This window comes from Bacillus cereus group sp. BfR-BA-01441 (genome assembly GCF_022663075.1).
Taxonomy (GTDB): Bacteria; Bacillota; Bacilli; order Bacillales; family Bacillaceae_G; genus Bacillus_A; species Bacillus_A cereus.
Window position 1 is genome coordinate 24,555 of sequence record NZ_JAKUEU010000038.1, and the last position, 24,347, is coordinate 48,901.

Sequence of the window (24,347 nt, forward strand, 5' to 3'; positions counted from 1 at the left end):
ATCACTACAATCTGGAATACCTTTCAGCACTGAAATGTTAGTATGTACAGAAAGGTATTCACAGTCATAGCTTAAGAATTCAACACATTTTTTGTAATTTGAACAACATTTTCTGTCGTAAATCCAAATAGATTCATGACTTCAGTTCCAGTTCCTGAAGCTCCAAATGTTTCAATTGATAGTACTTTTCCTTCTTGTCCTACATAACGTTCCCACCCGAGAGATACACCCATCTCAAGAGATACTCGTTTCGTTATAGAAGACGGAAGAACGGATTCTTTATATTCGTTCGATTGGCGATCGAATAACTCCCAGCTCGGCATTGCAACGATGCGAACAGAAACTTGTTCTTCTTCTAATTTTGCTTTCGCACTAGCAGCTAAGGATACTTCAGAACCTGTCGCAATTAAAATTACATCCGGATTTTCATTTGTTTGTGTTAATACGTAAGCTCCTTTAGAGAGATTCTCTATGTTCGCTTTCGTTTCATTAAACACCGGTAAATTTTGACGGCTCAGTACTAAAACGACTGGACCATCCGTTTGCTGTAAAGCATACGCCCAAGCACTTGCTGTTTCATTTGCATCTGACGGACGGATAACTGTTAAACCAGGAATTGCTCGAAGCGCTGCCAATTGTTCAATTGGTTCATGCGTTGGACCATCTTCTCCTACAGCAATCGAATCATGTGTAAATACGTAAGTAACAGGTAAATTTTGCAGTGCAGCCAGTCGAATCGATGGACGAAGGTAATCATTAAATACAAAGAATGTACTTACGAAAGGTTTTACTCCTCCGTGGAGAGCCAGTCCATTCGCTGCCGCGCCCATTGCATGTTCACGTACACCGAAGTATATATTTCGTCCAGCATATGATTCTACTGCATATACTGCTTCACCTTTTATATCTGTCATCGTAGAATGAGAAAGATCCGCACTTCCACCGAAAATAGAAGGAATCGATTTCACATAATGATTAATAGCTTCCCCACTTGCAACACGAGTGGAAATCGTTTTTTCAGTATCAAAAGATAGAATGTCTTTCGCTTCAATTAAAACATCACCTGTAATCGCTTTTTCTAATTCATCTGCTAGTGCAGGGTTCGACTCTCTGTATGAGTTGAACTGCTCATTCCAGTCATTTTCTTTTTCAATACCTTTTTGTTTCAGTTCATTAAAATGAGCTGTTACTTCTTCAGGCACAAAGAAGTCTTCCTCATAGTGCCAACCATACACTTGTTTTGTCGCTGTCGCTTCTTCTACTCCAAGCGGATTACCATGTGCTTTGTTCGTTCCAGCAACTTTTGGACTTCCATAACCTATAATGGTTCTAATTTCTATAAGAGTAGGTTGATCCGTATTTTCTTTCGCTGATTGAATAGCTTTGGTAATAGCATCGACATCGTTTCCATCTTCAACTCTTACATATTGCCAATGTACAGATTCTGCCCTTTTCTGAATATCTTCAGAGAAAGCAATGCCTAATTCACCATCAAGTGAAATTTCATTTGAATCATACAGTACAATTAACTTGCCAAGTTTCATATGTCCTGCCATTGACATCGCTTCATAAGCGACACCCTCCATTAAGTCACCATCTCCGACTAAAGCGTACGTATTGTGATCTATAATAGAGTGACCATCCTTATTGAACTTCGCTGCTAAATGCGCTTCTGCCATTGCCATTCCGACAGCATTGGCAATCCCTTGTCCTAACGGGCCTGTCGTCGCTTCGACTCCAGAAGTATGACCAAACTCAGGATGTCCTGGTGTTTTACTATTTAACTTTCTGAAGTTTTTCAAGTCATCAATTGAAACATCATATCCAGCTAAATGAAGCAGGCTATATAACAGACTAGATCCATGTCCCGCCGATAAAACGAAACGATCACGGTTAAACCATTCTGGGTGATTAGGATTGTAATTTAAATGATTCGCCCATAATGCATAAGCCATCGGTGCTGCTCCCATCGGAAGACCTGGATGACCTGAATTTGCCGCATTAATAGCATCAATTGATAATGTACGAATTGTATTCACTGCTAATTGATTTATGTTTTGTGTCATAGTAATCGTCCCCCTACATGCTTTCATGAAAGAAAGTACTTATTTTTCCGTTTCTTGATCTAACCACCATTTAAATCCACTTTCTTGCAATAATTTATTCGACGCATCTGGACCATATGAACCAGACTCATATTCATGAAGTGGTAATAAGTTTTCCTCGAACGCTTCAAGAATTGGTTGTACCCATTCCCATGACAATTCAACTTCTCTCCAATGTGCAAAGAATGTAGCGTCTCCACTCACAGCATCATGAATGAGTCTTTCATACGCTTCAGGTACTCCCACATCCGCTTGCTCACAAGTAAAGTTAATACGCATCGGTTCAATTTCTCCATTTTTCAATGGATTTTTACTATTTAACTGTAATGAAACGTTCTCACCTGGGCTAATTTCAATTATTAATAAGTTAGGTTCTGCATTTGGATTATTATCTTGATATTGCTGTTTTAACGTATTTTTAAATTCGATTACAATACGAGTAGACTTTTCTTTCATTCGTTTTCCTGTTCGTATATAAAATGGAACGCCAGTCCAAAACGGATTATCGATCCACAAGCGAGCAGCAACAAATGTGTCTATGTTAGAAGAAGGATTTACTCCTGGTTCCTCTTTATATGCTACAACTTGCTCGCCTTTTATCTCTCCTGAAGCATATTGTCCGCGAATGATATGGTTTTGAACGTCTTCTTTTTTCACTTTACGAAGCGTCTCCATTACCTTTCGCTTTTCCTCTCGAATTTCACATGCATTAACCTTTTCCGGCAGATTCATAGCAGTCATCATTAATATTTGTAACATATGATTTTGAACCATATCTCGAATGGCTCCTGCCTGGTCATAATATCCTGCCCTTTCTTCAACCCCAACTGTTTCACTAGCTGTGATTTGTACATTCGCTATATGTTCTTTATTCCAAATCGACTGGAGAACAGGATTTGCAAATTCTAGCGCTTCAAGGTTTTGAATCATCGGTTTACCTAAATAATGATCAATACGGTATATCTCGTCTTCTTCAAACGTGCGACTAAGCTTATCATTCAGCTCACGAGCAGATGCAAGGTCGTGCCCAAACGGTTTCTCAATCATCAGGCGTTTCCATCCATCTGTTTTATCAAGTCCGCTTTCCTTAATATTTAAAGCAATCGTCTCGAAAAATTCAGGAGCAACTGAAAGATAGAACATTCTATTACCTTTTATATGTAGTTCTTCTTCCCTTTCACGAACGACTTGTAATAATCTCTCATAGTCTTCCGGCTTACTGACATCTAATGGACAATAGCGAAAATTATCTAAAAAACCTTCCAGTTCCGGAGTACCTTCTTCCCTCTGACGAGAAAACGTCTCTATTGATTCTTTTATTCTTTCTTGAAAATCTTCGTGAGATACTTGACGTCTTCCAAGCCCGATAACGGATATTTGCTTTGGAAGCTTTTGATCTCTATATAAGTTATATAGTGCGGGGTAAATTTTGCGTTTCGCTAAGTCCCCTGTCGCTCCAAATAAAACAAAGGTCATTGATTCCAATTTCAGTCCCCCTCTTGTTGTATAATCCTTGTCAATATTTTAAAAATGAATTGTACAGAAGCCCCTGTTTTTATAAAAAAACAAAGAGTTATCAAATTCCAATTCCTTTTATACCTTTCGCTTTCTAATTGTCCCCAATATTAATAGTGGCAATTCAAAGCACTTCTACCACAGATTACTTATTTATCGAACCCAACAAACAAATGTATATCCGATTACTTTTAGTAATTAAATAATCTTATGTCTAGTATATTAACCATATAAATTATTATCGTCAATAAAAATGTCTTGCATTACATACTATTTATTTCGTAATGCTTTTCTAAGTGTATTCCTAATTACCATTCATTTTCAAAGATAATGATTGATATAAAAAATGTCAGTTTCATCAAAATCTTCAATTATTTTTCCATTAAACTCACGAGCAGACGTTACATGATAACCAAAAGGCTTCTCTATAATAAGACGGTTCAATCCTTTTGTAGCCCACAATCCACTTTCCTTAATATTTAAAGCAATGACATCAAATACTTCTGGTATAACAGATAGGTAAAACATGCGGTTTTCAGGAATGTTTAATTCTGTTTCACGCCTCTTTACAAGACGCAACAAATCTTGATAGTCCTCTATATTCGCTGTATTTAATTGACAATAACGAAATGTGCTAATAAATTCTTCTACTCCTAATTCATCATCAGTAGATCTTCTAGAAAATGTAGCAAGGGATTGTTCTACCTTTGTTTGAAATTCCACATCTGACATTACCCTTCTGCCGATACCGATAATCGAAATAGATTGTGGTATATTTTGATTACTAAATAGCTTATATAAAGCAGGATAAATTTTGCGTTTCGCTAAATCCCCTGTCGCTCCGAATAAAGTGAAACTTTAATCAGTGGGGGTTTTGTTCATCCCCACTGATTATTAGTTGAACCAATCGGGCTTTTACAGGCAGTTGCCCCCACCTAACTTCTATGATATCGCTGAATTTTGAGGTGGGGGTCTTACTGCCTGTTAATGCGGGGTAAAAGAAATGTCATTGAATCCATTTGTTCTCTCCCTTTTAAAACAATTGCTAGAATAGAATATATAAGTTCATTCGCTACTTAGCACAATACTGTCTCTAAAACCTCATACTTTACCAATGTTTCTTCAATACAATTTTCCCAAGAGCACGTTCTGACTCACTTATGTGGTGTGCTTTTTTTACACCTTCTACATGTAAAGGCAACACATGCGTGACAACAGGTTTAATCTTCCCGCTCTCAATTAATTCTGTAATAAGAGAAAGTTCATATCCGTTAGGTTCAGTAAATATATGGTCACTCTCAATATTTTTCTCTCTTGATATCTCGGTTTGCGGAATTTTCATACCTTTCGGACCATAAATAGACGCTAACTTTCCATTTGGTGCAAGTACTTTATAACTATTCTTTAGTACATCCCCACCTAACACATCAAATACAATATTGTAATTATGCAAAAGCAAAGAAAAGTCTTCCGTTTTGTAATCGACGACAGTATCAGCGCCTAGATCCTTTACAAATTGCATGTTTTTCGTACTAGTCGTAGTTGCAACATGTGCACCGAAACTTTTCGCTAGTTGAATAGCAAACGTACCTATCCCGCCAGATCCAGCATGAATTAAAACCTTATTACCCTTTTGAACATTAGCGAATTTCACTAAACTTTGCCAACTTGTCAAACCTACTAGAGGGATTGATGCCGCTTCCTCAAAAGATAGATTTCTCGGTTTTTTCGCTACATACTTCTCATCTACTGCCACGTACTCTGCATACGTACCATTTCGTTCAATATCTGGACGACTATATACTTCATCCCCCACTTTACATACTGTTACGTTTTTTCCTATAGCAGCAACTACACCTGCAACATCCCATCCTAAAACGAGCGGGAAGTCATAAGAAATTACGTCTTGAAGTAAACCCTCACGTATTTTCCAATCCACAGGATTTACACCAGCTGCATATACTTCAATCAGTACATCGTTGTCTTCCAATAGCGGTGTCTGCATTTCAATCTCTTGTAGTACACTTTTATCTCCATATTGCATAAGTCCTATTGCTTTCATTCTTTTCACTCCTTTACAAGGCTGGGAAATGCGGTAGCACTTCTTCTCCTAGCTCATCCAATACTTCGTCAGCTGGACGTTGACCATCAAATAGAGCAAGGAATAAATGATTCACACCAATACTTTTATATATATCAAGTAATTCAATTAGTGCCTTACGCCCTGTACGGTAACCTAAACGTATCGGTGTAGGACGTTCATTTGGATCTTCAGATAAATCTAAATGCATCGGTTGTATAAATGGTTTGAATACATCTGGATGATAATCCTCTACTAGTTCTCTCCATTGTCCAATTGCTCCCGCCTGATGCACCGGACTACGTGGATAATACATCCATCCATCTCCATGTTCAGCAAACCATTCCATATTTTGCTGACTAAAACCTGTAATAAAGGTTGGAACACGTTTAGACGGTTTTGGAACTAAATTCGCACCATGAACTTCTCCTAGTGTCGACTGGATAGACGGGAAGTTTTTATACAAAATTTCTTCCAAGTAAGCAAATGCTTCTCTAAACTTTTCACCTCGTGTTTCATGACTAACACCTAACGCTTTGAAATCGGCACGTCTGTCACCGGATGAAACGCCAAGCATAATTCTTTCTGGAAATAGTTGATCTAATGTAGCAATTTCTTTTGCTACACGCAATGGATGACGAAGTGACAACACTGTTGCCGACGTTCCAAATGCGATTTTCTCTGTCTTGCTTGCTAAATACGTCAAATAAATCATCATATCGTAAATTTGACCTGTTGCAGGATCACCAAAATCAGGGTCTTGCAGCAATACATCGCGAAGCCATACACCTGTAAAACCGTATTGTTCCGCTTTTTGTACTAACTCTACTTGTTTTTCCATCGTTGGAGCATGAAACTGATAATTTTCAATCGGAATGTGAACTCCTAACGTAAGTTGATCTTTCGCAAACATACGATTATATCCAAAATGGTTCGCAAACTTTTCCATGTGTTTCACTCACTTTCCCTCATTCATATAAACCTATACTTTTCATGTTTCTTCTCAAAATTTATAAGCAACACTGCAACACCACATTGTTGCCGATTGTAATCGTTATAACTTTCTTTGTGCTACGAGTGTTATTATAAATCGGCCATAACATGAATAACAGTACGTACTTTAAAGTGATGTAGGCACTTTAAAGTACCTATACTAAGTGAGTAATAATAAATCATGCTGCAAAAATAACATCTACCCTTTCTTCAAAAAGCTTTACTGTTGCTTTTGCAAATACGTTTCATTATTTCACGTACTTTCCCTTTCTTTATATAAAATTGTTACTAACCAAATTCAAAATATTATACTTATTTTTCGTACTTTGCTATGCTATAACCACAAACAGGAGGTATAAACTATGAAAGCACAAATTATCCATTCTTTTGGGGGTTCATCTGTATTTCAATTAGAAGAAGTTTCAAAACCAAAACTTTTACCAGGTCATGTTCTAATCGATGTAAAAGCAACAAGTGTAAATCCAATCGATACAAAAATGCGTAGTGGTGCCGTTTCAGCAGTCGCTCCTGAGTTTCCAGCTATATTACACGGCGATGTAGCTGGTATTGTTATTGAAGTAGGAGAAGGTGTTTCGAAATTTAAATGTGGGGATGAAGTATACGGATGTGCCGGAGGTTTTAAAGAAACTGGAGGTGCACTTGCAGAATTTATGCTTGCTGATGCACGATTAATTGCTCACAAACCTAAAAATTTAACAATGGAAGCAGCAGCTGCTCTACCATTAGTTGCAATTACAGCTTGGGAATCTTTATTTGATCGTGCAAATATTAAACCTGGTCAAAATATTCTCATTCATGGAGCTACTGGTGGCGTAGGACACGTAGCCATTCAACTAGCTAAATGGGCAGGCGCTAAAGTTTTTACAACCGCTTCTCAGCAAAGCAAAATAGACATCGCCCATCGTCTAGGAGCCGACATAGCTATTAATTATAAAGAAGAATCTGTTCAAGAATATGTACAAAAACATACGAACGGAAACGGATTTGAAGTTATATTTGATACAGTAGGCGGCAAGAATCTTGATCATTCTTTTGAAGCTGCTGCGGTCAACGGAACTGTCGTAACAATTGCAGCTCGTTCAACCCATGACCTCTCTCCTTTACACGCAAAAGGACTCTCTCTGCACGTTACTTTTATGGCGTTAAAAATATTACATACAGATAAACGTGACGCTTGCGGGGAAATTTTAACTAAGCTAACACAAATAGTAGAAGAAGGACACCTTCGACCATTGCTAGATTCTAAAACTTTTACGTTTGATGAAGTTGCACAAGCACATGAATATTTGGAGTCAAATAAAGCAATTGGGAAAATAGTATTGAAAAACGTTTGGTAACTTTCACTAAATAATACAAATAACAGCGGGATTGCTTCGCCTTATCTTTGTCTTAAGAGGCGTGCCACAACCTTAAAAGCTTTCCATCCTTTACAACAAGTAAAAAAAGAACAGCCGAATTTTTCTTATAGTAGAAAATTCGGCTGTTTGCATGTCGCAATTTGCTTTTTATATATTTCCATTAATAGATAAAATACAACTCATTTGCCTTACCATCTTTACCTTCAACAGAATATTATGTTGTTTTTAATTTTTTAAAACACACTACGTACTAATCCCCCGTCTATTCGCAACGCGGAACCATTAATTGCTGAAGAAAGTGGGCTGCTTAAGAACGTGACAAGATTGGCAATTTCTTCTGGTCGAATAAGTCTTTGAATAATAGAGGTTGGTCGATTCTCTTTCATAAATCGCTTCTCAGCTTCTTCTATTGTCAATTGTTCATTAGGATAAAGACTATTTAACATAGTCTCCACTCCTTCCGTTAAAGTCGAACCAGGCATTATAGTATTAACAGTCACATTCGTTCCTGTCGTCAGCTCAGCTAAACTGCGAGAAAGTGAGAGTTGCATCGTTTTAGTCGCACTATAGTGAGCCATTTCTTGAGATGGCATAATAGCTGCTTCGCTAGCAATAAAGATGACTCTTCCTTCTTTTCTTTCAATCATTTTTTTCAAGTACGAGCGAGTAAGTCGAACACCACTCATAATATTGACTTCAAACAATTTAAACCAATCTTCATCAGGGATATCAAAATATTCTACAGGTTCAAAAATTCCTAAGTTGTTAATAAGAATGTCTACTTCAGGGTACTTTTCAATCACATTTTGGCACCCTTGTTCTGTTCCTAAATCAGCTACTACAGGTTGAAGAATAGCATCCGGATACTGCGCTCGAATTTCGTTTATCGTTTGATTAACATTTTCTTCACGGCGTCCATTAATAAGTACAGTAGCTCCTTCCGCTACTAATGAAGTGGCAATTGCTTTTCCAATCCCTGCCGTAGATCCAGTAACCAGTGCTGTTTTTCCTTTTAATTGCATATGCATATAGATTCCTCCAAATTCATGTGCTACATGATTGACTTACGTTGGAATAAATAATTACGTTTATATTGTGGTTCACTTCTCTTATCTTTAACAGAAAATAAGCAGATCCACCCTTTTTTCGAAAGAGTATAAACGAAAATTATGTAGCTATTGGACTCTGTACGGAATTAAAAATCGAAATTATCATCATTTAGATCTACTCGATAATTCTGATTCTAATCATTGTCATGTTAAAAAATCACATCAACAGCAGAGTAAAGCTAAAACCAACTAATAAATACCATTATGATATATATTAACGATAAAGAAAATTACGCACTTTAAAGTTCCATAGGAACAAAAAAGTGCCCTATAAACTATAATTTCTAACTCTTTATATTTGCTAAAGTAGTATCTTTTTTTATCATAGAAAAGGTTGTAAAATCACACATTCTTACATACAGTTATAGGATTATTTTTATCCTAATTAACTAAAAACCATATAACACATTTGTAAAATAAAATTCTAAAAAAACCTTGCAGAAAAATTCTACAAGATTTTTGCCTATACACACAAATTAATCACTATATTAAAATAAAAGGGTTTATAATTCATCGCAATATTATTAAATATAAGCTGCTTTAAAGGCTTGTTGGACAGCTTGTACTTCTAATGAGTCTTTACCATATAAGTTCGTTGCTACACGAATACAAGCTTCTTTTAATTCTTTAAAGTTAGAAGTCATATTTAATTCATCCGTATTTGCATAATAGAAAATATCAAACATTTTATCTTCTCCAATGCCATGTACGTTTACTCCATTATGGTTTCCACCACTAGCAATCAAGTAAGCTACTTTATTAATAATGCTAGAGTTCGTGTGTACACCACCATGATCGTGGTCAGCATCAATAGGTAAGTTATTATAATGTCTATAGTCCTCCGGATATCTAGAAGAGATAGATGATGGGTTTTTCATATCTCTAAAAATACGACCTGATTGTTCTCCCATTGTCCAATTGAACTTTCCGTTATTAGCATACTTTTCAACTGCTACTCCTAAAATATCAGATAGAGCCTCATTAATTGCACCAGCTTCTCCTGCATACTCAAGTCCAGACTCATTTCTTGTAACCGCGTGTGTAAATTCATGTCCTGCCACATCAAATGCTCTAACAATTGGATCTCCGTATACTAGCATAGCTCCATTACTAAATGCATTAAACCACTGCTTAGGATTTCCTTTATTCGTACCATTTGTGTTCCAACCATGAACGACAGAAATTACTTTTTGTCCGTTATTATCAAAGCTGTTACGGCCATATTTTTCTTGATAAAAATCATATACTTTCGTTGCTAAATAATGAGCACTAACTGCTTTAGGATCAGTAAAATTTGTAGAATTACTTGTTACTAAATCATCGAGATAACCCCATACATTTCTTCTATAATTATTATAATCTTTATAATTAGCAGTATATGTTTCAATTCCCTTACCACGAGAATAATCTGCAAGCATGTACGTTCCATCACTTCGCTGCGTAATTCCAAACGTACGATTAATACCTAAGTCATCTTTTCCTGTACCTGTTAATCTTGAAGAATCTTGTGATTTATTTGCTGTCGCAGATTGGACAATACTACTATCTACTTGTATACCCAATTTTTGAACGAGTTCTTTTAATAGATTACCACCAAAAGCATCAATTAATACTGTACCAGATACATATTCAGGTGTAGATGCACTAAAAGTAATTTGATATGCGTTTGTAGCTTTATTTGTATTTTCATCTACATATACCACTTGTTTAATTTCTGGTTCTTCAATAAATGTGAGATTATTTCCATAGATGTTGAAAAGCTGTTTTTTTGCATCCTCTTCTGATAAAGTAATAGGTTGTTTCAAATCTTCCTGTTGTTGTAGATCTTGGGCACTATCCCCTGAAACGCTCGTAAGTACACCATCATCATTAATATGTGCTGTTAGTTGATATCCGTATACATCACGTCCTTCATACGTTTGTTGAAGACGTACCAATGTAGTACCATCATAAGATTTACGACTTTGCGTAACATTATAATTAACTTTGGATTCCGTATTAACTTGCTTTGATGATAATGCTTGTTCTGTTTTTCCTTTTAGTGCATCCTTTGCTACATTTTCTGCCGAATTTTGAGAAGGTGCTGTTAAATTACCTGTTCGGAACGTATCTTCCTTTGTTTCCACTTTTAAATCTTCTGTTTCCGCATGCACTCCTCCATAGGGCATAATCGCCGATAACACCACTCCTGTAGTTAAACCTACCTTTACGAAATTATTCATATTCTTACTCCTTTATAATCTTATTATTAAGTTAAATAAATGTTTTTCCAAAATTGGAAACATAGATATTTCAAACTATCTATGTTTATCTACTGTTTATGAATTGTGATTCCTCATAATATAGATAGATTGCGTCTTTACTTTTAGATTCATTTCATTCCTCAAAAATTACTCATTATATAAGCTATCTTTATATTTATTTATATACGTTATTTTTTGTGGTTCTGATAACATATTTATCGCCATCCACACATTCTTTTTCATTTCTAATTTTTGCATTGGTATCTCTTTTAAAACCGGATTACTTATAATTTCTTCCATTTCTTCATCAATTCTTTTCATAAGATTTTCTTCTGGATTATTTTTTAAATAAGTATTTTTCAGTCCCCATTTTGTCATTATAAATTCATTCGTTTTATTCATAGGATTAATAATAGTAGCTTTACTAGTTAATCGTTTTTTTATTTCATCATGATAGATTTTAATTTTATATCCTTCTTTTAGTGGAATAGTATCTTTTACAATCGTTACATTTGTCCCTTCCATTTCCTTCGTATAAATTTTTTCACCTTTCTCATTAAACACCTCTATTGATGCGTATTTTTCATCTGCATAATAGCTATGAGGCGTTTTAGTAGTAACCGTAAAAACAGCCCGCTTTTGCTCTAAGTCTGTATTTAATTCGGCAAACTGATCATCTCCTAATCCTAGGAATTGAATCGTTTCATTTACCAAATTGCTCACTTTCATTTCGTTAACATCAATCGTTAGACTATTATCCTTTTCCTTTACATAGGCATAATACGAACGGAAATGATACATTCTATCCATTTTCTCACCTGAAATTTCAACCGTATAAACCCCATTTGGTACGTCTTGTAAATTGATATCTGCTGTTTCAATTGTTTTTTCTTGAACAACTGTATTCCCTTCTTTTAATTTAATCTTTCTTCCTTTCAATGTATCTATTTCATTTGTATTTAAATGGATATGCAAATTCCCTTTTAACCCAAGTGAAGCAATTTGCTGATTCGTAACTATTTCAAAGTTAGAGTTTATCGGAATATCAGGATCAACTAGAGCTCTCGCCTTAGCTAATTGTGATTCAGGCACTATATACGCTAAAGAAGTAACTGCCGGATAACCTTTCGCCCTATTCATCTCTATTTGTTTATGATTAAGCTTAAAGCCCCATCTTTCAAAAACGGGTGTAAAATCAACTTGTACATTCTCGCTATAATACTGATTCATTAAATCTGGTAAAGAATGGTCACCTTTTTTAAAAGCAGCATTACTAGCTAGTTTTCGATAACCTTGATACATTTTTGCAAAAGCTTCATCGCCAGCTTTTTGTTTCGCCATCGTTAAAAGAATAAGTTTTTGTCGTAAATCTAAGTCATCATAATTTTTATTTTCTTTCATTAAAGCATTATATAAATTCCGTTCTACTTGTTCCTTTTTCCCGAAATTAAACAACCAACCAACTTGATCTGCTTTTTTTCCATATTTACTATATTGATATTGAACACCGAATAGATTATTAGAAACTTCTCCTGTAAATATTCCTTGATTATCAAAACCAGCTTGGTATCCGTGAGCGATTTCATGTAAAGTTCCCCAACTCAGTTTATCTAACCACATCTTTGTACTATCTGAACTATTCGCTGTCCAATTTGCACCATAATAGGCACCGCCAGCACCGGATATATCTGCTTTTAAAAAATAACGATTTTGACTTTTTTTATTTTCAACCGCTGAACCATCTAAACCAATAATTGAATCATACATCGCAAAAATATTTTCATAATACGCAATTAACTCATCCAATGATTGAAAATCTTTTAAAGACCTTACTATTTCTTTATCTTTTTTAGGTATAAATAATTGAAAACTCTCCCCTTGAAGTAACGCATACTCTCCATCAAATTGATCCCATGTACTAAAAAATTGAGATACACTTCCTTGTTGTTTATAAATGGGAAGAGGTTTAGTAGCACTTTCATTCCCTACTTGGTACTCAAGTACAGCGTGCTCTTCACCATACGGAGTATCTATGAAAGGAACTAAAGGCGTATCACCTTGAATGGTAATCCATTCATTTCCTACTTGTATGGATTTTTCATTTTTAGAGTCATTAGACAATAAACGTAATGTTAATTTGTCTTTAAAATTAGGATTCGTTTGTCTTACCTTTAATGGTGTATTTCTCTGCAAAATAAATCCTAAATCTTGTCGATCGTGATATTTACCCTTACTTATGCCCGCCTGAAATATCCAAGTAGGCTCTTCTAAACTAGTAATTTCTTTTACATTTGTTCGTTCATCAGCATGTAAGTGTATATTTCCTATGAGGAAAAACATTGTATACATGATGCCTATAACAAGTAGCCTTTTCATTTACATATCTCCTTTTCTATTTTTTATATACAAAATACAATAAAACCCTCCTTCTTTACTTATAACTGTCGTCAGTAAGTTACTTATTAGTGTAATTATTATAGTTACATTAGCTCATGATTATCAATCATTAAATATATGTAATTTTGCATATATTAATGTTTAACGAAAAATTTCGAGATATCTTGTAATGATCCAATATTATTTCATACATTATTCAATAAAAAAAACACACGAAGCCCCTTAAGTCTTCATGTGTTTTCATACATGTTATTACATTTATAATTGAATAAATTATCTTATTCTGTAATATTAAATTTTGAAACCAATCCCCTTAATTCTTCCACCTTTTCTTTCATTTTGTTGGATTGGATTGATATTTGTTCAATTGATACGGCCTGTGATTGAATTGAATTTACTGTTTGAAGCGTCTCCTTTTTCACATCCGTTGCAGTTTCAGAAACTAGCGAAAGAGAAGCATTTACTTCTTCTGTACCAGCAGACATCTCTTCTGTCGCTGCGGATACTTCTTGAATTTGACTTGTAATCTTATCAATATCTCTCATAATAGACAAGAAGGTTTGATTCGCTTTGTGGGCAGCTTCTTTTCCTTCTACTGCCTTCTGTTGGCCTTTTCGCATGACATTAACTGTATCTTGAGTATCTTGTTGAATGGATTTTATTAAATGATTCACTTCCTTTGCAGATTCTTTAGATTGCTCAGCCAAGTCTCGAACTTCTGCGGCAACCACTGCAAATCCTTTCCCATTCTCTCCAGCACGTGCCGCTTCAATAGCGGCATTTAAGGCAAGAAGATTCGTTTGTTCGGCAATATTAGTAATTGCAGCGAGAGCTGTATCAATCTGTTGTGTACGTGTAACAAGTTTATTTATTACTTTTGATGTTTCCTCGACAACATCATGCACACTATTCATTTGAAGAATAGAGTGATTTATCACTTCACTACCGATATTTATTCGTTCTGTAGTCGTTACTGCTACCTCAGCGACTACTGCTGAAGATTCAGCTACAGTTTGCACCCCTGTTGTAATTTCTTCCATTGAGGATGAGCTCTCCTGAATACTAGTTACCTGTCCTTCTATTTTTGTTTTTACTTCTAAAACAGTCTGTACAACCTCATTTGAAATACTAGACGCTCGATTTGTATCTTGTAATACGCCCTCCGTAGTAGAAATAACCTCTTGTGTTGTCATCTTAACATTCGCAATTAATTGTTGAAGGTTATCTAACATACTATTAAAAGACTGAACAATATGCCCTAATTCATTATTTGCTTTATAAGGAGTACGTGTTGTTAAATCTCCAGCTGCTACTTTTTCCATATCACTTTGTAGTAACGCAAGTGGTTTTCGGATAGTTATTTTAATAATATATCCGATTAATATAATTATTAAAATTGCTAAAATCGAAATACTAACAAACATTATCATTGTATTTTGAGCACTATTATTATTTTCCTTCTGTAAAAGCTCTGCATTATTACTATTATATAAAATCAATTCACGAATTGATTTTATTGATTTTTGCATATTAGGTTCAATCTCTTTTAGGTAATATGCATATGCTTCCTCATTATTAGATTTCCCTAATTCTTGCGCTTTCTTCATTTGAGTCCTTAATTCATTAAATGTTTCATGAAACGTGTTATATAATTCTTTTTCTTTAGTAGAAATAACTTTAGCCTCAAACAGCTTTAAAAGATGATCATTTTCCTTACGAATTCCATCCATTTCTCTTATTAATTCATTCATTCTTTTTTCATCTTTTGATAACATTATTTCCATAAAGTTCATATTAACATGATAAAAATTAGATTCTACAATCCCAATCCGCTCAATTGGTAGTAAATTATCCTCATACATATTAGAGGAAGTACTTTTCCCTCTTTCTAATCCCCAAAACCCTATTAGGGATAATACTATACATGCAATACTTGATATAGTTATTAATATGTTTAGTTTTGTACCAACCTTACTGTTTCTTAATAATTCCAATTCACTTTCTCCATTCTAATATATAGTTTAAGTAATGTATTTTATACCAAGAATCCAAAAATTACGATGTTTATTTTGTAATATGCAATTTTGCATATCATCCACTACTGATTCAAAATAACCTAACATTGTAATTTTGGTTTTCCAAAAATTCATGATTATGAACACACCCTATTAATTCTTGAACTTCTCATCCAAAATATCCAAAAATATTGTGGCACCAGGGGAACCCATCATTGATGTATAAATTACACTACCATACAAGACTAGCTTAAAAATATTTTTCTTATTGCTCATTTTTCTATTTCCTCTCTATTAGAAGTACTCCTAGCACATCACACTAATAAAAACGATAGTATTAAAAAATAAGGAAAGACATAACACCTATGTCTTTCCTCTAAAATTGTAACACTCAATATACTCTTAGCTCTATTTGATTTGCCAGTTAAATCCTCACATTTCTTTCTTTATAATATCTCCTAACTCCGTCCAACTTGTAATCCGCGGGATATTGAGATGTTGATTGTAAGAAGTAGTTTTTGCATACACATTTATCGGTTTTCCTATTAACGTTTCTAAGACTGCCGGCTTATCATCAAAGAAATAGTTTAATTTTATTTCTTGTATGAAGTGTATTTTTTCTTCATCCTTCATTCCATAGAAAAAGCGATCTTCATGTACCGGAAAACCTTTTTCTATTAACCATTTTTTTGTTTGCTCTCCATGTTCTTTAGGCCGTGCTGTTATATAGTATATTTCATGTCCCTGTTTTTCTAATTCTTGTAATGTCTCTACTGCATATGGAAACGGTGAACAAGAAGTATAATAAATCTCATCCAGCAAACTATTCCACATATGACTGCCTTCCTCCGAAGTCATGCCAAATGCTTCATGAATTTCAATTGTTTTTAAAGAATGAAATACATCCAATCCTACTTTTTTGTTTAATTTCTTATTATATAAATGAAAAGCATGCTGCCTTAAATCAATTAATGTATCATCGATATCAAATCCAAACTTCACTCTTCATCGCTCCTTTCTGCAATCCATTTATCGGAACATATAAGTAGCTTTTATTCTCCTTATATTTTCCGATATTCTGGATGGCCAATAAATCTATAATCTTTTCCAACCTGGGTAAATGATACATCCTTAAATTCAATTGCATCTTGCATTTTAGTAATACCAGTCCCCCCTACAAAGCTAGGCGCCAATCTGCCCCCAATAATTTTTGGTGCGACATATAATATAAGTTTATCCATCAATTTATTTTCAATAAACGAAGCATTTACCTCTCCACCACCTTCAATAAGCAGGGAGGAAACTCCTTTTTGCCCTAAAACATCAAGCATTTCATGCAAGTTTATATGCTTTTCTCCGCTAGTAACAAATACTTTAACTCCTGCATTTTCTAATGCTATCTTTTTTTTCGCTGCATGATTACTTGTTGTAAATATCCAGGTAGGAGCTTCTCCATCTGTAACAACATTAGCTTCCATCGGTATGCGTAATGTCGAGTCCAATATTATTCGAATTGGATTTCGTCCATTTGGAATACGCGTTGTCAATGATGGATTATCCTTTTGAACAGTATTCGCTCCTACTAAAATAGCCGCATTTTCGTTTCGTATTTGGTGTACTTCTTGTCTTGCTTCTGTAGATGTAATCCACTTACTATCCGATGAAGACGTAGCGATTTTACCGTCTAATGTAACTCCTGATTTAATCGTTACAAATGGACGCTTTGTCAAAATATATTTATTAAAGACTTCATTCATTTTTTTAGATTCTTCTTCACACACTCCTACAAGTACTTCAATACCTGCATCTTGTAGAATTTTAATTCCACGTCCAGAAACAAGCGGGTTTGGATCAAGTGTAGCAACTACTACCTTCTTAATTCCTGCTTGTACAATTGCTTCAGCACAAGGCCCTGTTCTACCATGATGAGAACAAGGTTCAAGAGTTACATAGATTGTAGCACCACGTACCTGTTCTCCAGCCATACGTATCGCATGTATTTCGGCATGTGGTTCTCCGGCCTTCATATGTGCTCCGACCCCTACAATTCGATTATCATTTACAATTACAGATCCAACCAATGGATTTGGAGTCGTTTGTCCCTTCATAGCCTTGGCATTTTCTAGTGCTAGCTTCATATACAATTCATGCTCAAGCATGTAAGTGTCCCCCTTCAAAATGTCCAGAACGCTGAATCTTCGTTTGCAAATATTTCTCATTAAACTCTGAGATATCACCCCATAACGGTTCACGACTCGTAACATTTAATCCAGCTTTTTGTAACGCTTCTAATTTTTTCGGATTATTTGTAATAAGTTTTACAGGTTTTGAGCGTAGCGCTTTTAATACTTCAATTGTATCATCATAGTTTCGAACATCATCTTCAAAGCCTAGGTTCAGATTAGCTTCTACTGTATCTAACCCATTTTCTTGCAAGAGGTACGTCATTGCTTTACTAAACAAACCAATTCCTCTTCCTTCATGATTCGCTAAGTAAAATAAAGCACCTGAACCATGTTCTGTAATCATTTGTAAAGACTGCTTTAATTGGAATCCACAGTCACAACGTTTACTACCAAAGATATCACCGGTGTGACAAATACTATGCATACGAATTAGGGCATCTTCAGAATTCTCAAAATCACCATATACAAGCACACTAGATTGCTGCATATCAGCTAAATTAATAGATGAGAGTTTTTTGATAATTCCTTCTACACTATTTGTAACCTCACTACATTGTAACCAAGAATACCATTGGAAAATTTTAGTCTCCCCATATAAATTAATTGGCAATTTGATAGGTCCTACTAAATAAATATCCTTTCCATCTTGATGTATAAATTGAATTTTATCTTCTAACATATGAATTGTATCTGTTGTAACCATTAGGTACCTCCTAGTATTGAGAATCTCTAAAAATTCTCTTCCATTGTTATATTTTTTATTGTTTAACTTACACAACGTAAGTGTTTTTACAGATGCTATTCTTTTTTCTCTCAGCTTATATGCAATATGTATCATTACAACTTTGGCCATTTAAAGAAAAGAGTTTTAGTTACATAAAACAACTTAGTTACTTTATGTAAGTGAGTATACATTCGTAATTAATTTACGTCAAGTAATTAATTATAAAAACATTTGTTACTAATAGTAAGATGTTATATAATTTGTTTTAGGAGGTGAAGGAAAATGAATGATTCTACATTATGCCCTCGCTTTGAAAAAGGAATGAAATTTTTTAGCCAACGATGGACAGCACTAATTATTTACCAACTTTTTTCTGGATCTCAGCGCTTTTGTACGCTTGAATCTTCTCTTCCTGTTAGCGGAAGATTACTTTCAGAAAGATTGAAAGAATTAGAACTAGAAGGAATTGTCGAACGTAAAGTCTTTCCTGAGACACCAGTTCGTATAGAATATTCTTTAACTCAAAAAGGATTTGCTTTAGAAGCTATTATTCGCGGAATAGAAGAATGGTCACAGGAATGGATAGAACTTGAGGAATAACATAAAAGCTTTTTCTTATATAGTTTTAAGTAATCAAATTACAGATACCTATTATTAAAACGCTAGTTTTTCAAGCATTTATGAAAAGCTAGCGTTTTTTAATGAATAAAATAAAATTTAAGAAATGAAACAAGATGATCAAACCGATCACCTTGTTCCTTTAAAGATTAAAATAGTGATTTTAACAACTTTTATTAATACATACTCGATTAACAGAAATAATAAATAGAATTTTTGTAACTAAACAGTTTTATTTTCACAATACAGTTAGCTTATCCCGCTATTTGCGGACAGTAAGACCACCACTAATTAAATTTCCATTTTATTGCATTTGAATATTACTTATGAAATTTCACACGCTCTTCAAGTGGTTGGAATTCTTTTTCACCTGGTGCAGCTGTTGGATTACCAAATGGCATTTGTGCAATTAGCTTCCAATTAGCAGGGACATTCCATTCTTGTTTTACCTCATCGTCAATTAATGGATTATAATGTTGTAAAGATGCCCCTAATCCCTCTGCTTCTAAACCTGTCCACACGACTAATTGGTGCATACCTGATGCTTGGTGTGACCAAATTGGGAAGTTTTCAGCATATGCAGCAAATTTTTCTTGAAGCGATTTAACGATAGCCTCATCTTCAAAGAATAGTACTGTTCCATAACCAGCTTTAAAAGAATCCATTTTTTGTTGCGTTCCTGAGAAATCTCCATCTCCAACTACTTTTCTTAATGTTTCAGTTGTAATATCCCATAATTTATCATGAGCTTCACAAAATAATACAACTAATCGCGCAGTTTGAGAATTGAAAGCTGATGGAGTATATTTCACAGCAAACTCCACAATTTCTTTAATTTTTTCATCCGATACTTGTACCTCTTTGTTAATTCCATAGTAAGTACGTCTTTCTTTCAGTGCAGTATAGAAATCTTTTGTCATAATTCATTTCCTCCTAAGTTTTAATATTCTTCAAAATGATACATTGCGAAGATAATATGAGTTGAAATGAGTTCATTTTTGAACCATTGAACACCATAACACCAATTGCTAGTCATTCTGAATCTAAACCACTGCTTCTTGCTTCAGTTTCCCTAAAAAAACACTTATAGCATCATTGATACAATCTAGTGATCATTCGGTATTATTTTACCCATTCTCTATTCATGTATCCTGCTTGTTTCATATTTACACAAATATGAAAATAACCTTAAATTGCTGGTCAAAAAAGCCAGGTAGCATGAATAACACATTACCTGGCTTTTTACATTTTTAATTTAAATTCAACTAAACATTACCAATGAATAGTAGTAAAAACTATACCTGTCACTTATTTAATAATTAACATCTCATAAGGATGTTGTTCCATAAATCTATTCTCCCAAGGAATCTCTAATGATGTCCAATTTGAACCACCGTCTACTGACTGATACACTCCTTTATTGCTAAACAGATAAAACGTTCCATCACTTGTTGCCTTTAATACTGGTATGATTGTGCCTTTAGGAGTTGGTAAACCTACATTCATTTCTGCCCAAGACTGATTTTTTTCTTTCTTATAAATAAATGATTCACAATTTCCATTATTGTAATCATGCGCTACGTGTGGATTTGAAGATGTCGCGATAATAATATTTTCTGGATCATTTGGGTTAACTGCCATTTGATATGCGTAATGATGCTTTAGCCCACTACACATATAGTTCCAAGTCTTACCTCCATCATTACTCTCCGCATACTCTTGACCTGGTTCTTTCAAGAATGAATCACCTAACACCCCGTATAAACGATTTGGCGCATCGCCATGTGATTTAAGAATGTGAATATCTTGAGGATAGTTCCCCTCTTTTTCCTCAGTCCATGTCTTACCTCCATCTACACTTTTAATTAATCCGCCTACCTCAATAGTCGTATAAATAGTTTCTGGATTATTAGCATCAATTTCAATATGTTTTACATGGTGTGTATATGTTCTTTGAGGAAAGAACCATGATGAATATGATGGCATTTGTCGATAATCAGTTAGCAGCTCAAAACTGTCTCCTCCATTTTTGGATACGAACATTGCGCTCGGTTCAGTTCCTACATATACAATCCCGTTACCGTCATCCCCCTTCGCTGGAGATACAGAAACTGCTGTAATAGCTCTCATATGAATAGCATTTGCTGGGAACACTTCACCAAAGGAAGGTAACGCACCAATCGCTTCCCATGAACTTCCTCCATCTTTACTTCTCCATAATCCCCTGTCAAAGGTACCACAATACATTCTTTCTGGATCGTATGGATCTGAAGCTAACGCAACCGGATTCGCACCTACAAACTGCGATTGGACGCTCCATGTTGAGTCTTTTTTTTCTGCAATTACAAGTTCTCTATCAAACGCTAATATGAATTTTTCCATAACTAAAATCTCCTCGTTTCATAATATATCTACTGTATTATTTAAATTTTTACCGTTACAAGTTATGAGATAACACTTATATGCTACAGCATATAAAGGATAAATTTTATAAGCAATATGTGATTAAAAACTTACATTATATAATTTGTTAACTTCACATCAGTATGATGAACAAGATGTCCTGTTAACTCATATAAGTCCATATGCCACCTTCAAATAAATCGCAATTTATATGCTATAGCATATATAATATAGAATGCATTATTTTATGTCAAACTTTAATACTGTTAATAAGTTCTTTAGCTCGCCTAAAGTAATTTAAAAATCATAATATAAACAGAAACATTTTATTGAATAGAAAATAAAAAAAGAGTGCAATTTTTGCACTCTTTTTACTCATTTCTATTAGAAATCAAAGTTATCAGGATCTGGACCAACGCGGTGATTTTGATTTAATGCATCGATTTTTTCCATATCTTCTTTCGTTAATTCAAAGTTAAATACATCTGCATTTGCAATAATGCGGTGCTCTTTCGTTGATTTTGGAATTGTGATCACTTCATTTTGAAGGTCCCAACGTAAAATCACTTGTGCTGTTGTTTTACCATGTTTCTCAGCAATTGCCTGTAATGTTTCATTATCTAATAATTGACCTTGCATAAGTGGTGACCATGCTTCCATTTGAATACCTTGTTCTTTACAGAAAGCTTGTAATTCTTTTTGTGTTAAACGAGGATGGTATTCTACTTGGTTGATCATCGGCTTAATTTCTGCATCTTTTATTACATCTTGCAGATGGTGAATTTGGAAATTACTTACGCCAATTGCACGTACACGCTTTTCTTTATAAAGTGTTTCTAACGCTCTCCATGTATCTTTATATTTCCCTTCTACAGGCCAGTGAACAAGATATAAATCTAAATAATCTAGCTTTAATTTTTTTAAGCTCTCTTCGTATGCAGCAATCGTTTCTTCATATCCTTGATCTGCGTTCCATACTTTTGAAGTAATAAATAATTCTTCTCTTGAAATACCAGTTGTTTCAATACCGGCACGAATCCCCTCACCTACAGCTGCTTCATTTCCGTAAATTGCAGCTGTATCAATGCTGCGGTATCCTGCTTTAATTGCTGATTTAATCGCTTCTACAAGTTCTGGTCCTTCTTCTACTTTAAATACACCTAAACCAAACCAAGGCATTTCCACACCATTACTTAATACTGTTTTACTTTGTAAGTTTTTCATTTTATTTTCTCTCCTTTTATTTTACTTGATCTCTTTTTTCTAATGTCATGCTCCATGCTGTTAAAATAACAGCACCTACTACCATAATGCCGCCTACCCAAGCTGTATGAATTAACCCTAACGAGTTCGTTACAATACCGCCTAAATAAGCACCAAGAGCAATCCCAGCATTAAACGCCGCAATATTAATTGCCGATGCAACATCGACAGCACTCGGTACAAATCGTTCAGCTAACATTACGACATATACTTGTAACCCTGGAACATTCATAAATGCGAATAGCCCCATTAAAATAATTGTGATTAACCCAGCTACCTTAAATGGTGCCGTAAATGTTAAAACAAATAGTATAATCGCTTGAATAAAGAACATGTAGAATAGCGCTCGAATTGGATTATGATTCGATAATTTTCCGCCAATCACATTCCCTATCGCAATGGCGATTCCATACACTAATAAAATGATAGTAACCGTATTTGCTTTAAATCCTGTTACCTCTTGTAATAACGGAGATAAATACGTAAAAGTTACGAATGTTCCCCCATATCCTAATGCAGTAATAATGAAAACTAGTAACAGTCTTCCGTTCGTAATCAGTTTAAATTGATCGCGGAATGATACAGACGCACCTTTTTTCATATTAGATGGAATGAGAATACTATTTGCAATTAAGGCGATAATTCCAATTACTACAATTGCTAAAAATGATGTTCTCCAGCCAAATTGTTGACCAATAAATGTTCCAATTGGTGCACCTGTAATAGTTGCAACTGTTACACCAGTAAACATAATCGCAATCGCGCTAGCCCGTTTATTTTCTGGGACAAGTGCCGCAGCAATTGTTGAACCAATTGACATAAACACACCATGCGAAAGTGCAGAAATAATTCGCGCAATAAGTAATACAGTGAAGCTTGTTGCTACCGCTGCGATCCCGTTACCAATAATGAAAATAATCATAATCCACATTAATAACGTTTTTCGTGACATATTAGCTGTTAATGACGTTAATACTGGAGCCCCAAACGCTACGCCTAACGCATATAAAGAAACTGTTAAACCAGCCGTTGTAACCGACACATGTAAATCTTCCGAAATAGATGGTAATAAACCGACACTAACAAATTCAGTTGTCCCAATCCCGAACGCACTAATTGCTAACGCTAACAACGCAAATATACTTCTTCGATTCGTCTGAACTTCTGAAGACGATGCTGTATATGAATTCAATTGAGTTTCCCCTCTTCCCTATAATTCCTATCATAATAGTGCGATAAAAAGGCCCTTTTATCTTCTAAAAAACATATTTAATCTCTACAAACGCTATTATGAATGGTTTCATTCTTTTTTTAAAG

17 protein-coding genes and 1 pseudogene are annotated in these 24,347 nt (G+C 34.7%); 2 read left to right on the top strand and 16 right to left on the bottom strand.

Going from position 1 to position 24,347, the window contains the following annotated elements; translation table 11 throughout:
• Positions 1-71: 71 nt before the first annotated feature.
• The 5 genes and pseudogenes from tkt to MR107_RS16925 form a co-directional block, all read right to left on the bottom strand.
• Positions 72-2,066: a transketolase gene (gene tkt, locus MR107_RS16905; RefSeq protein ID WP_017657585.1), complete on the bottom strand. Its 1,995-nt coding sequence runs from the start codon at positions 2,064-2,066 to the stop codon at positions 72-74.
• Positions 2,067-2,105: 39 nt separating this feature from the next.
• Positions 2,106-3,590, bottom strand: a complete 1,485-nt coding sequence (gene zwf, locus MR107_RS16910) for a glucose-6-phosphate dehydrogenase (RefSeq protein ID WP_242292558.1) — start codon at positions 3,588-3,590, stop codon at positions 2,106-2,108.
• Positions 3,591-3,941: 351 nt separating this feature from the next.
• Positions 3,942-4,478: pseudogene (locus MR107_RS16915) on the bottom strand (glucose-6-phosphate dehydrogenase); the annotation flags it as partial.
• A gap of 250 nt (positions 4,479-4,728) precedes the next feature.
• The gene (locus tag MR107_RS16920) at positions 4,729-5,682 is read right to left on the bottom strand and encodes an NADP-dependent oxidoreductase (protein WP_000643793.1); all 954 of its coding nucleotides are present in this window, start codon (positions 5,680-5,682) and stop codon (positions 4,729-4,731) included.
• A gap of 13 nt (positions 5,683-5,695) precedes the next feature.
• Positions 5,696-6,649: an LLM class oxidoreductase gene (locus MR107_RS16925; protein ID WP_002195683.1), complete on the bottom strand. Its 954-nt coding sequence runs from the start codon at positions 6,647-6,649 to the stop codon at positions 5,696-5,698.
• Positions 6,650-7,055: 406 nt separating this feature from the next.
• On the opposite strand from MR107_RS16925, the gene MR107_RS16930 reads away from it, so the two are divergent.
• Positions 7,056-8,051 carry a zinc-dependent alcohol dehydrogenase family protein gene (locus MR107_RS16930; protein WP_000647270.1) on the top strand — a complete coding sequence of 332 codons (996 nt, stop codon included), beginning with the start codon at positions 7,056-7,058 and terminating at the stop codon, positions 8,049-8,051.
• Between the two features lie 254 nt (positions 8,052-8,305).
• Here MR107_RS16930 and MR107_RS16935 read toward each other — a convergent pair whose 3' ends face one another.
• The 7 genes from MR107_RS16935 to MR107_RS16965 form a co-directional block, all read right to left on the bottom strand.
• The gene (locus MR107_RS16935) at positions 8,306-9,100 is read right to left on the bottom strand and encodes an SDR family NAD(P)-dependent oxidoreductase (RefSeq protein ID WP_000551092.1); all 795 of its coding nucleotides are present in this window, start codon (positions 9,098-9,100) and stop codon (positions 8,306-8,308) included.
• A 605-nt stretch (positions 9,101-9,705) separates the two neighbouring features.
• Positions 9,706-11,403 carry a M4 family metallopeptidase gene (locus MR107_RS16940; RefSeq protein WP_001058949.1) on the bottom strand — a complete coding sequence of 566 codons (1,698 nt, stop codon included), beginning with the start codon at positions 11,401-11,403 and terminating at the stop codon, positions 9,706-9,708.
• 168 nt (positions 11,404-11,571) lie between these two features.
• Entirely contained in the window at positions 11,572-13,800 is a 2,229-nt protein-coding gene (locus MR107_RS16945; RefSeq protein ID WP_071741111.1) for a putative mucin/carbohydrate-binding domain-containing protein, read from the bottom strand.
• Positions 13,801-14,099: 299 nt separating this feature from the next.
• Complete coding sequence (locus MR107_RS16950) at positions 14,100-15,815, bottom strand: methyl-accepting chemotaxis protein (RefSeq protein ID WP_086404023.1); 1,716 nt, start codon at positions 15,813-15,815, stop codon at positions 14,100-14,102.
• A 453-nt stretch (positions 15,816-16,268) separates the two neighbouring features.
• The gene (locus MR107_RS16955) at positions 16,269-16,838 is read right to left on the bottom strand and encodes a 5' nucleotidase, NT5C type (RefSeq protein WP_000668224.1); all 570 of its coding nucleotides are present in this window, start codon (positions 16,836-16,838) and stop codon (positions 16,269-16,271) included.
• A gap of 59 nt (positions 16,839-16,897) precedes the next feature.
• A complete protein-coding gene (gene ribD / locus MR107_RS16960) occupies positions 16,898-17,995 on the bottom strand; it encodes a bifunctional diaminohydroxyphosphoribosylaminopyrimidine deaminase/5-amino-6-(5-phosphoribosylamino)uracil reductase RibD (RefSeq protein WP_242292559.1) in 1,098 nt (365 codons plus the stop codon).
• Positions 17,988-18,725: a GTP cyclohydrolase II gene (locus MR107_RS16965; RefSeq protein WP_000258858.1), complete on the bottom strand. Its 738-nt coding sequence runs from the start codon at positions 18,723-18,725 to the stop codon at positions 17,988-17,990. Before MR107_RS16965 ends, ribD begins: the two co-directional genes overlap by 8 nt.
• Before the next feature lie 303 nt (positions 18,726-19,028).
• Here MR107_RS16965 and MR107_RS16970 point away from each other — a divergent pair, with 303 nt between their 5' ends.
• Positions 19,029-19,346 carry a winged helix-turn-helix transcriptional regulator gene (locus MR107_RS16970; protein ID WP_001000104.1) on the top strand — a complete coding sequence of 106 codons (318 nt, stop codon included), beginning with the start codon at positions 19,029-19,031 and terminating at the stop codon, positions 19,344-19,346.
• 338 nt (positions 19,347-19,684) lie between these two features.
• On the opposite strand, the gene MR107_RS16975 is transcribed toward MR107_RS16970, so the two are convergent.
• From MR107_RS16975 to MR107_RS16990, 4 genes are all read right to left on the bottom strand, one after another.
• A complete protein-coding gene (locus MR107_RS16975; RefSeq protein WP_098280679.1) occupies positions 19,685-20,284 on the bottom strand; it encodes a nitroreductase family protein in 600 nt (199 codons plus the stop codon).
• 388 nt (positions 20,285-20,672) lie between these two features.
• Positions 20,673-21,746, bottom strand: coding sequence for a WD40/YVTN/BNR-like repeat-containing protein (locus MR107_RS16980; RefSeq protein WP_000410430.1), 1,074 nt, complete (start codon positions 21,744-21,746; stop codon positions 20,673-20,675).
• Positions 21,747-22,151: 405 nt separating this feature from the next.
• The gene (locus MR107_RS16985) at positions 22,152-22,991 is read right to left on the bottom strand and encodes an aldo/keto reductase (protein ID WP_000793565.1); all 840 of its coding nucleotides are present in this window, start codon (positions 22,989-22,991) and stop codon (positions 22,152-22,154) included.
• A gap of 16 nt (positions 22,992-23,007) precedes the next feature.
• On the bottom strand, positions 23,008-24,222 hold the full coding sequence (locus tag MR107_RS16990; protein ID WP_001089891.1) for an MFS transporter: 1,215 nt from the start codon (positions 24,220-24,222) through the stop codon (positions 23,008-23,010).
• Between the last annotated feature and the right edge of the window lie 125 nt (positions 24,223-24,347).

What these genes read in the sequence shown, in the direction of transcription:
- tkt (WP_017657585.1), bottom strand. Translation starts at nt 2,066, where the DNA reads ATGACACAAAACATAAATCAATTAGCAGTGAATACAATTCGTACATTA.
- MR107_RS16920 (WP_000643793.1), bottom strand. Translation starts at nt 5,682, where the DNA reads ATGAAAGCAATAGGACTTATGCAATATGGAGATAAAAGTGTACTACAA.
- MR107_RS16925 (WP_002195683.1), bottom strand. Translation starts at nt 6,649, where the DNA reads ATGGAAAAGTTTGCGAACCATTTTGGATATAATCGTATGTTTGCGAAA.
- MR107_RS16930 (WP_000647270.1), top strand. Translation starts at nt 7,056, where the DNA reads ATGAAAGCACAAATTATCCATTCTTTTGGGGGTTCATCTGTATTTCAA.
- MR107_RS16935 (WP_000551092.1), bottom strand. Translation starts at nt 9,100, where the DNA reads ATGCATATGCAATTAAAAGGAAAAACAGCACTGGTTACTGGATCTACG.
- MR107_RS16940 (WP_001058949.1), bottom strand. Translation starts at nt 11,403, where the DNA reads ATGAATAATTTCGTAAAGGTAGGTTTAACTACAGGAGTGGTGTTATCG.
- MR107_RS16945 (WP_071741111.1), bottom strand. Translation starts at nt 13,800, where the DNA reads ATGAAAAGGCTACTTGTTATAGGCATCATGTATACAATGTTTTTCCTC.
- ribD (WP_242292559.1), bottom strand. Translation starts at nt 17,995, where the DNA reads ATGCTTGAGCATGAATTGTATATGAAGCTAGCACTAGAAAATGCCAAG.
- MR107_RS16965 (WP_000258858.1), bottom strand. Translation starts at nt 18,725, where the DNA reads ATGGTTACAACAGATACAATTCATATGTTAGAAGATAAAATTCAATTT.
- MR107_RS16970 (WP_001000104.1), top strand. Translation starts at nt 19,029, where the DNA reads ATGAATGATTCTACATTATGCCCTCGCTTTGAAAAAGGAATGAAATTT.
- MR107_RS16975 (WP_098280679.1), bottom strand. Translation starts at nt 20,284, where the DNA reads ATGACAAAAGATTTCTATACTGCACTGAAAGAAAGACGTACTTACTAT.
- MR107_RS16980 (WP_000410430.1), bottom strand. Translation starts at nt 21,746, where the DNA reads ATGGAAAAATTCATATTAGCGTTTGATAGAGAACTTGTAATTGCAGAA.
- MR107_RS16985 (WP_000793565.1), bottom strand. Translation starts at nt 22,991, where the DNA reads ATGAAAAACTTACAAAGTAAAACAGTATTAAGTAATGGTGTGGAAATG.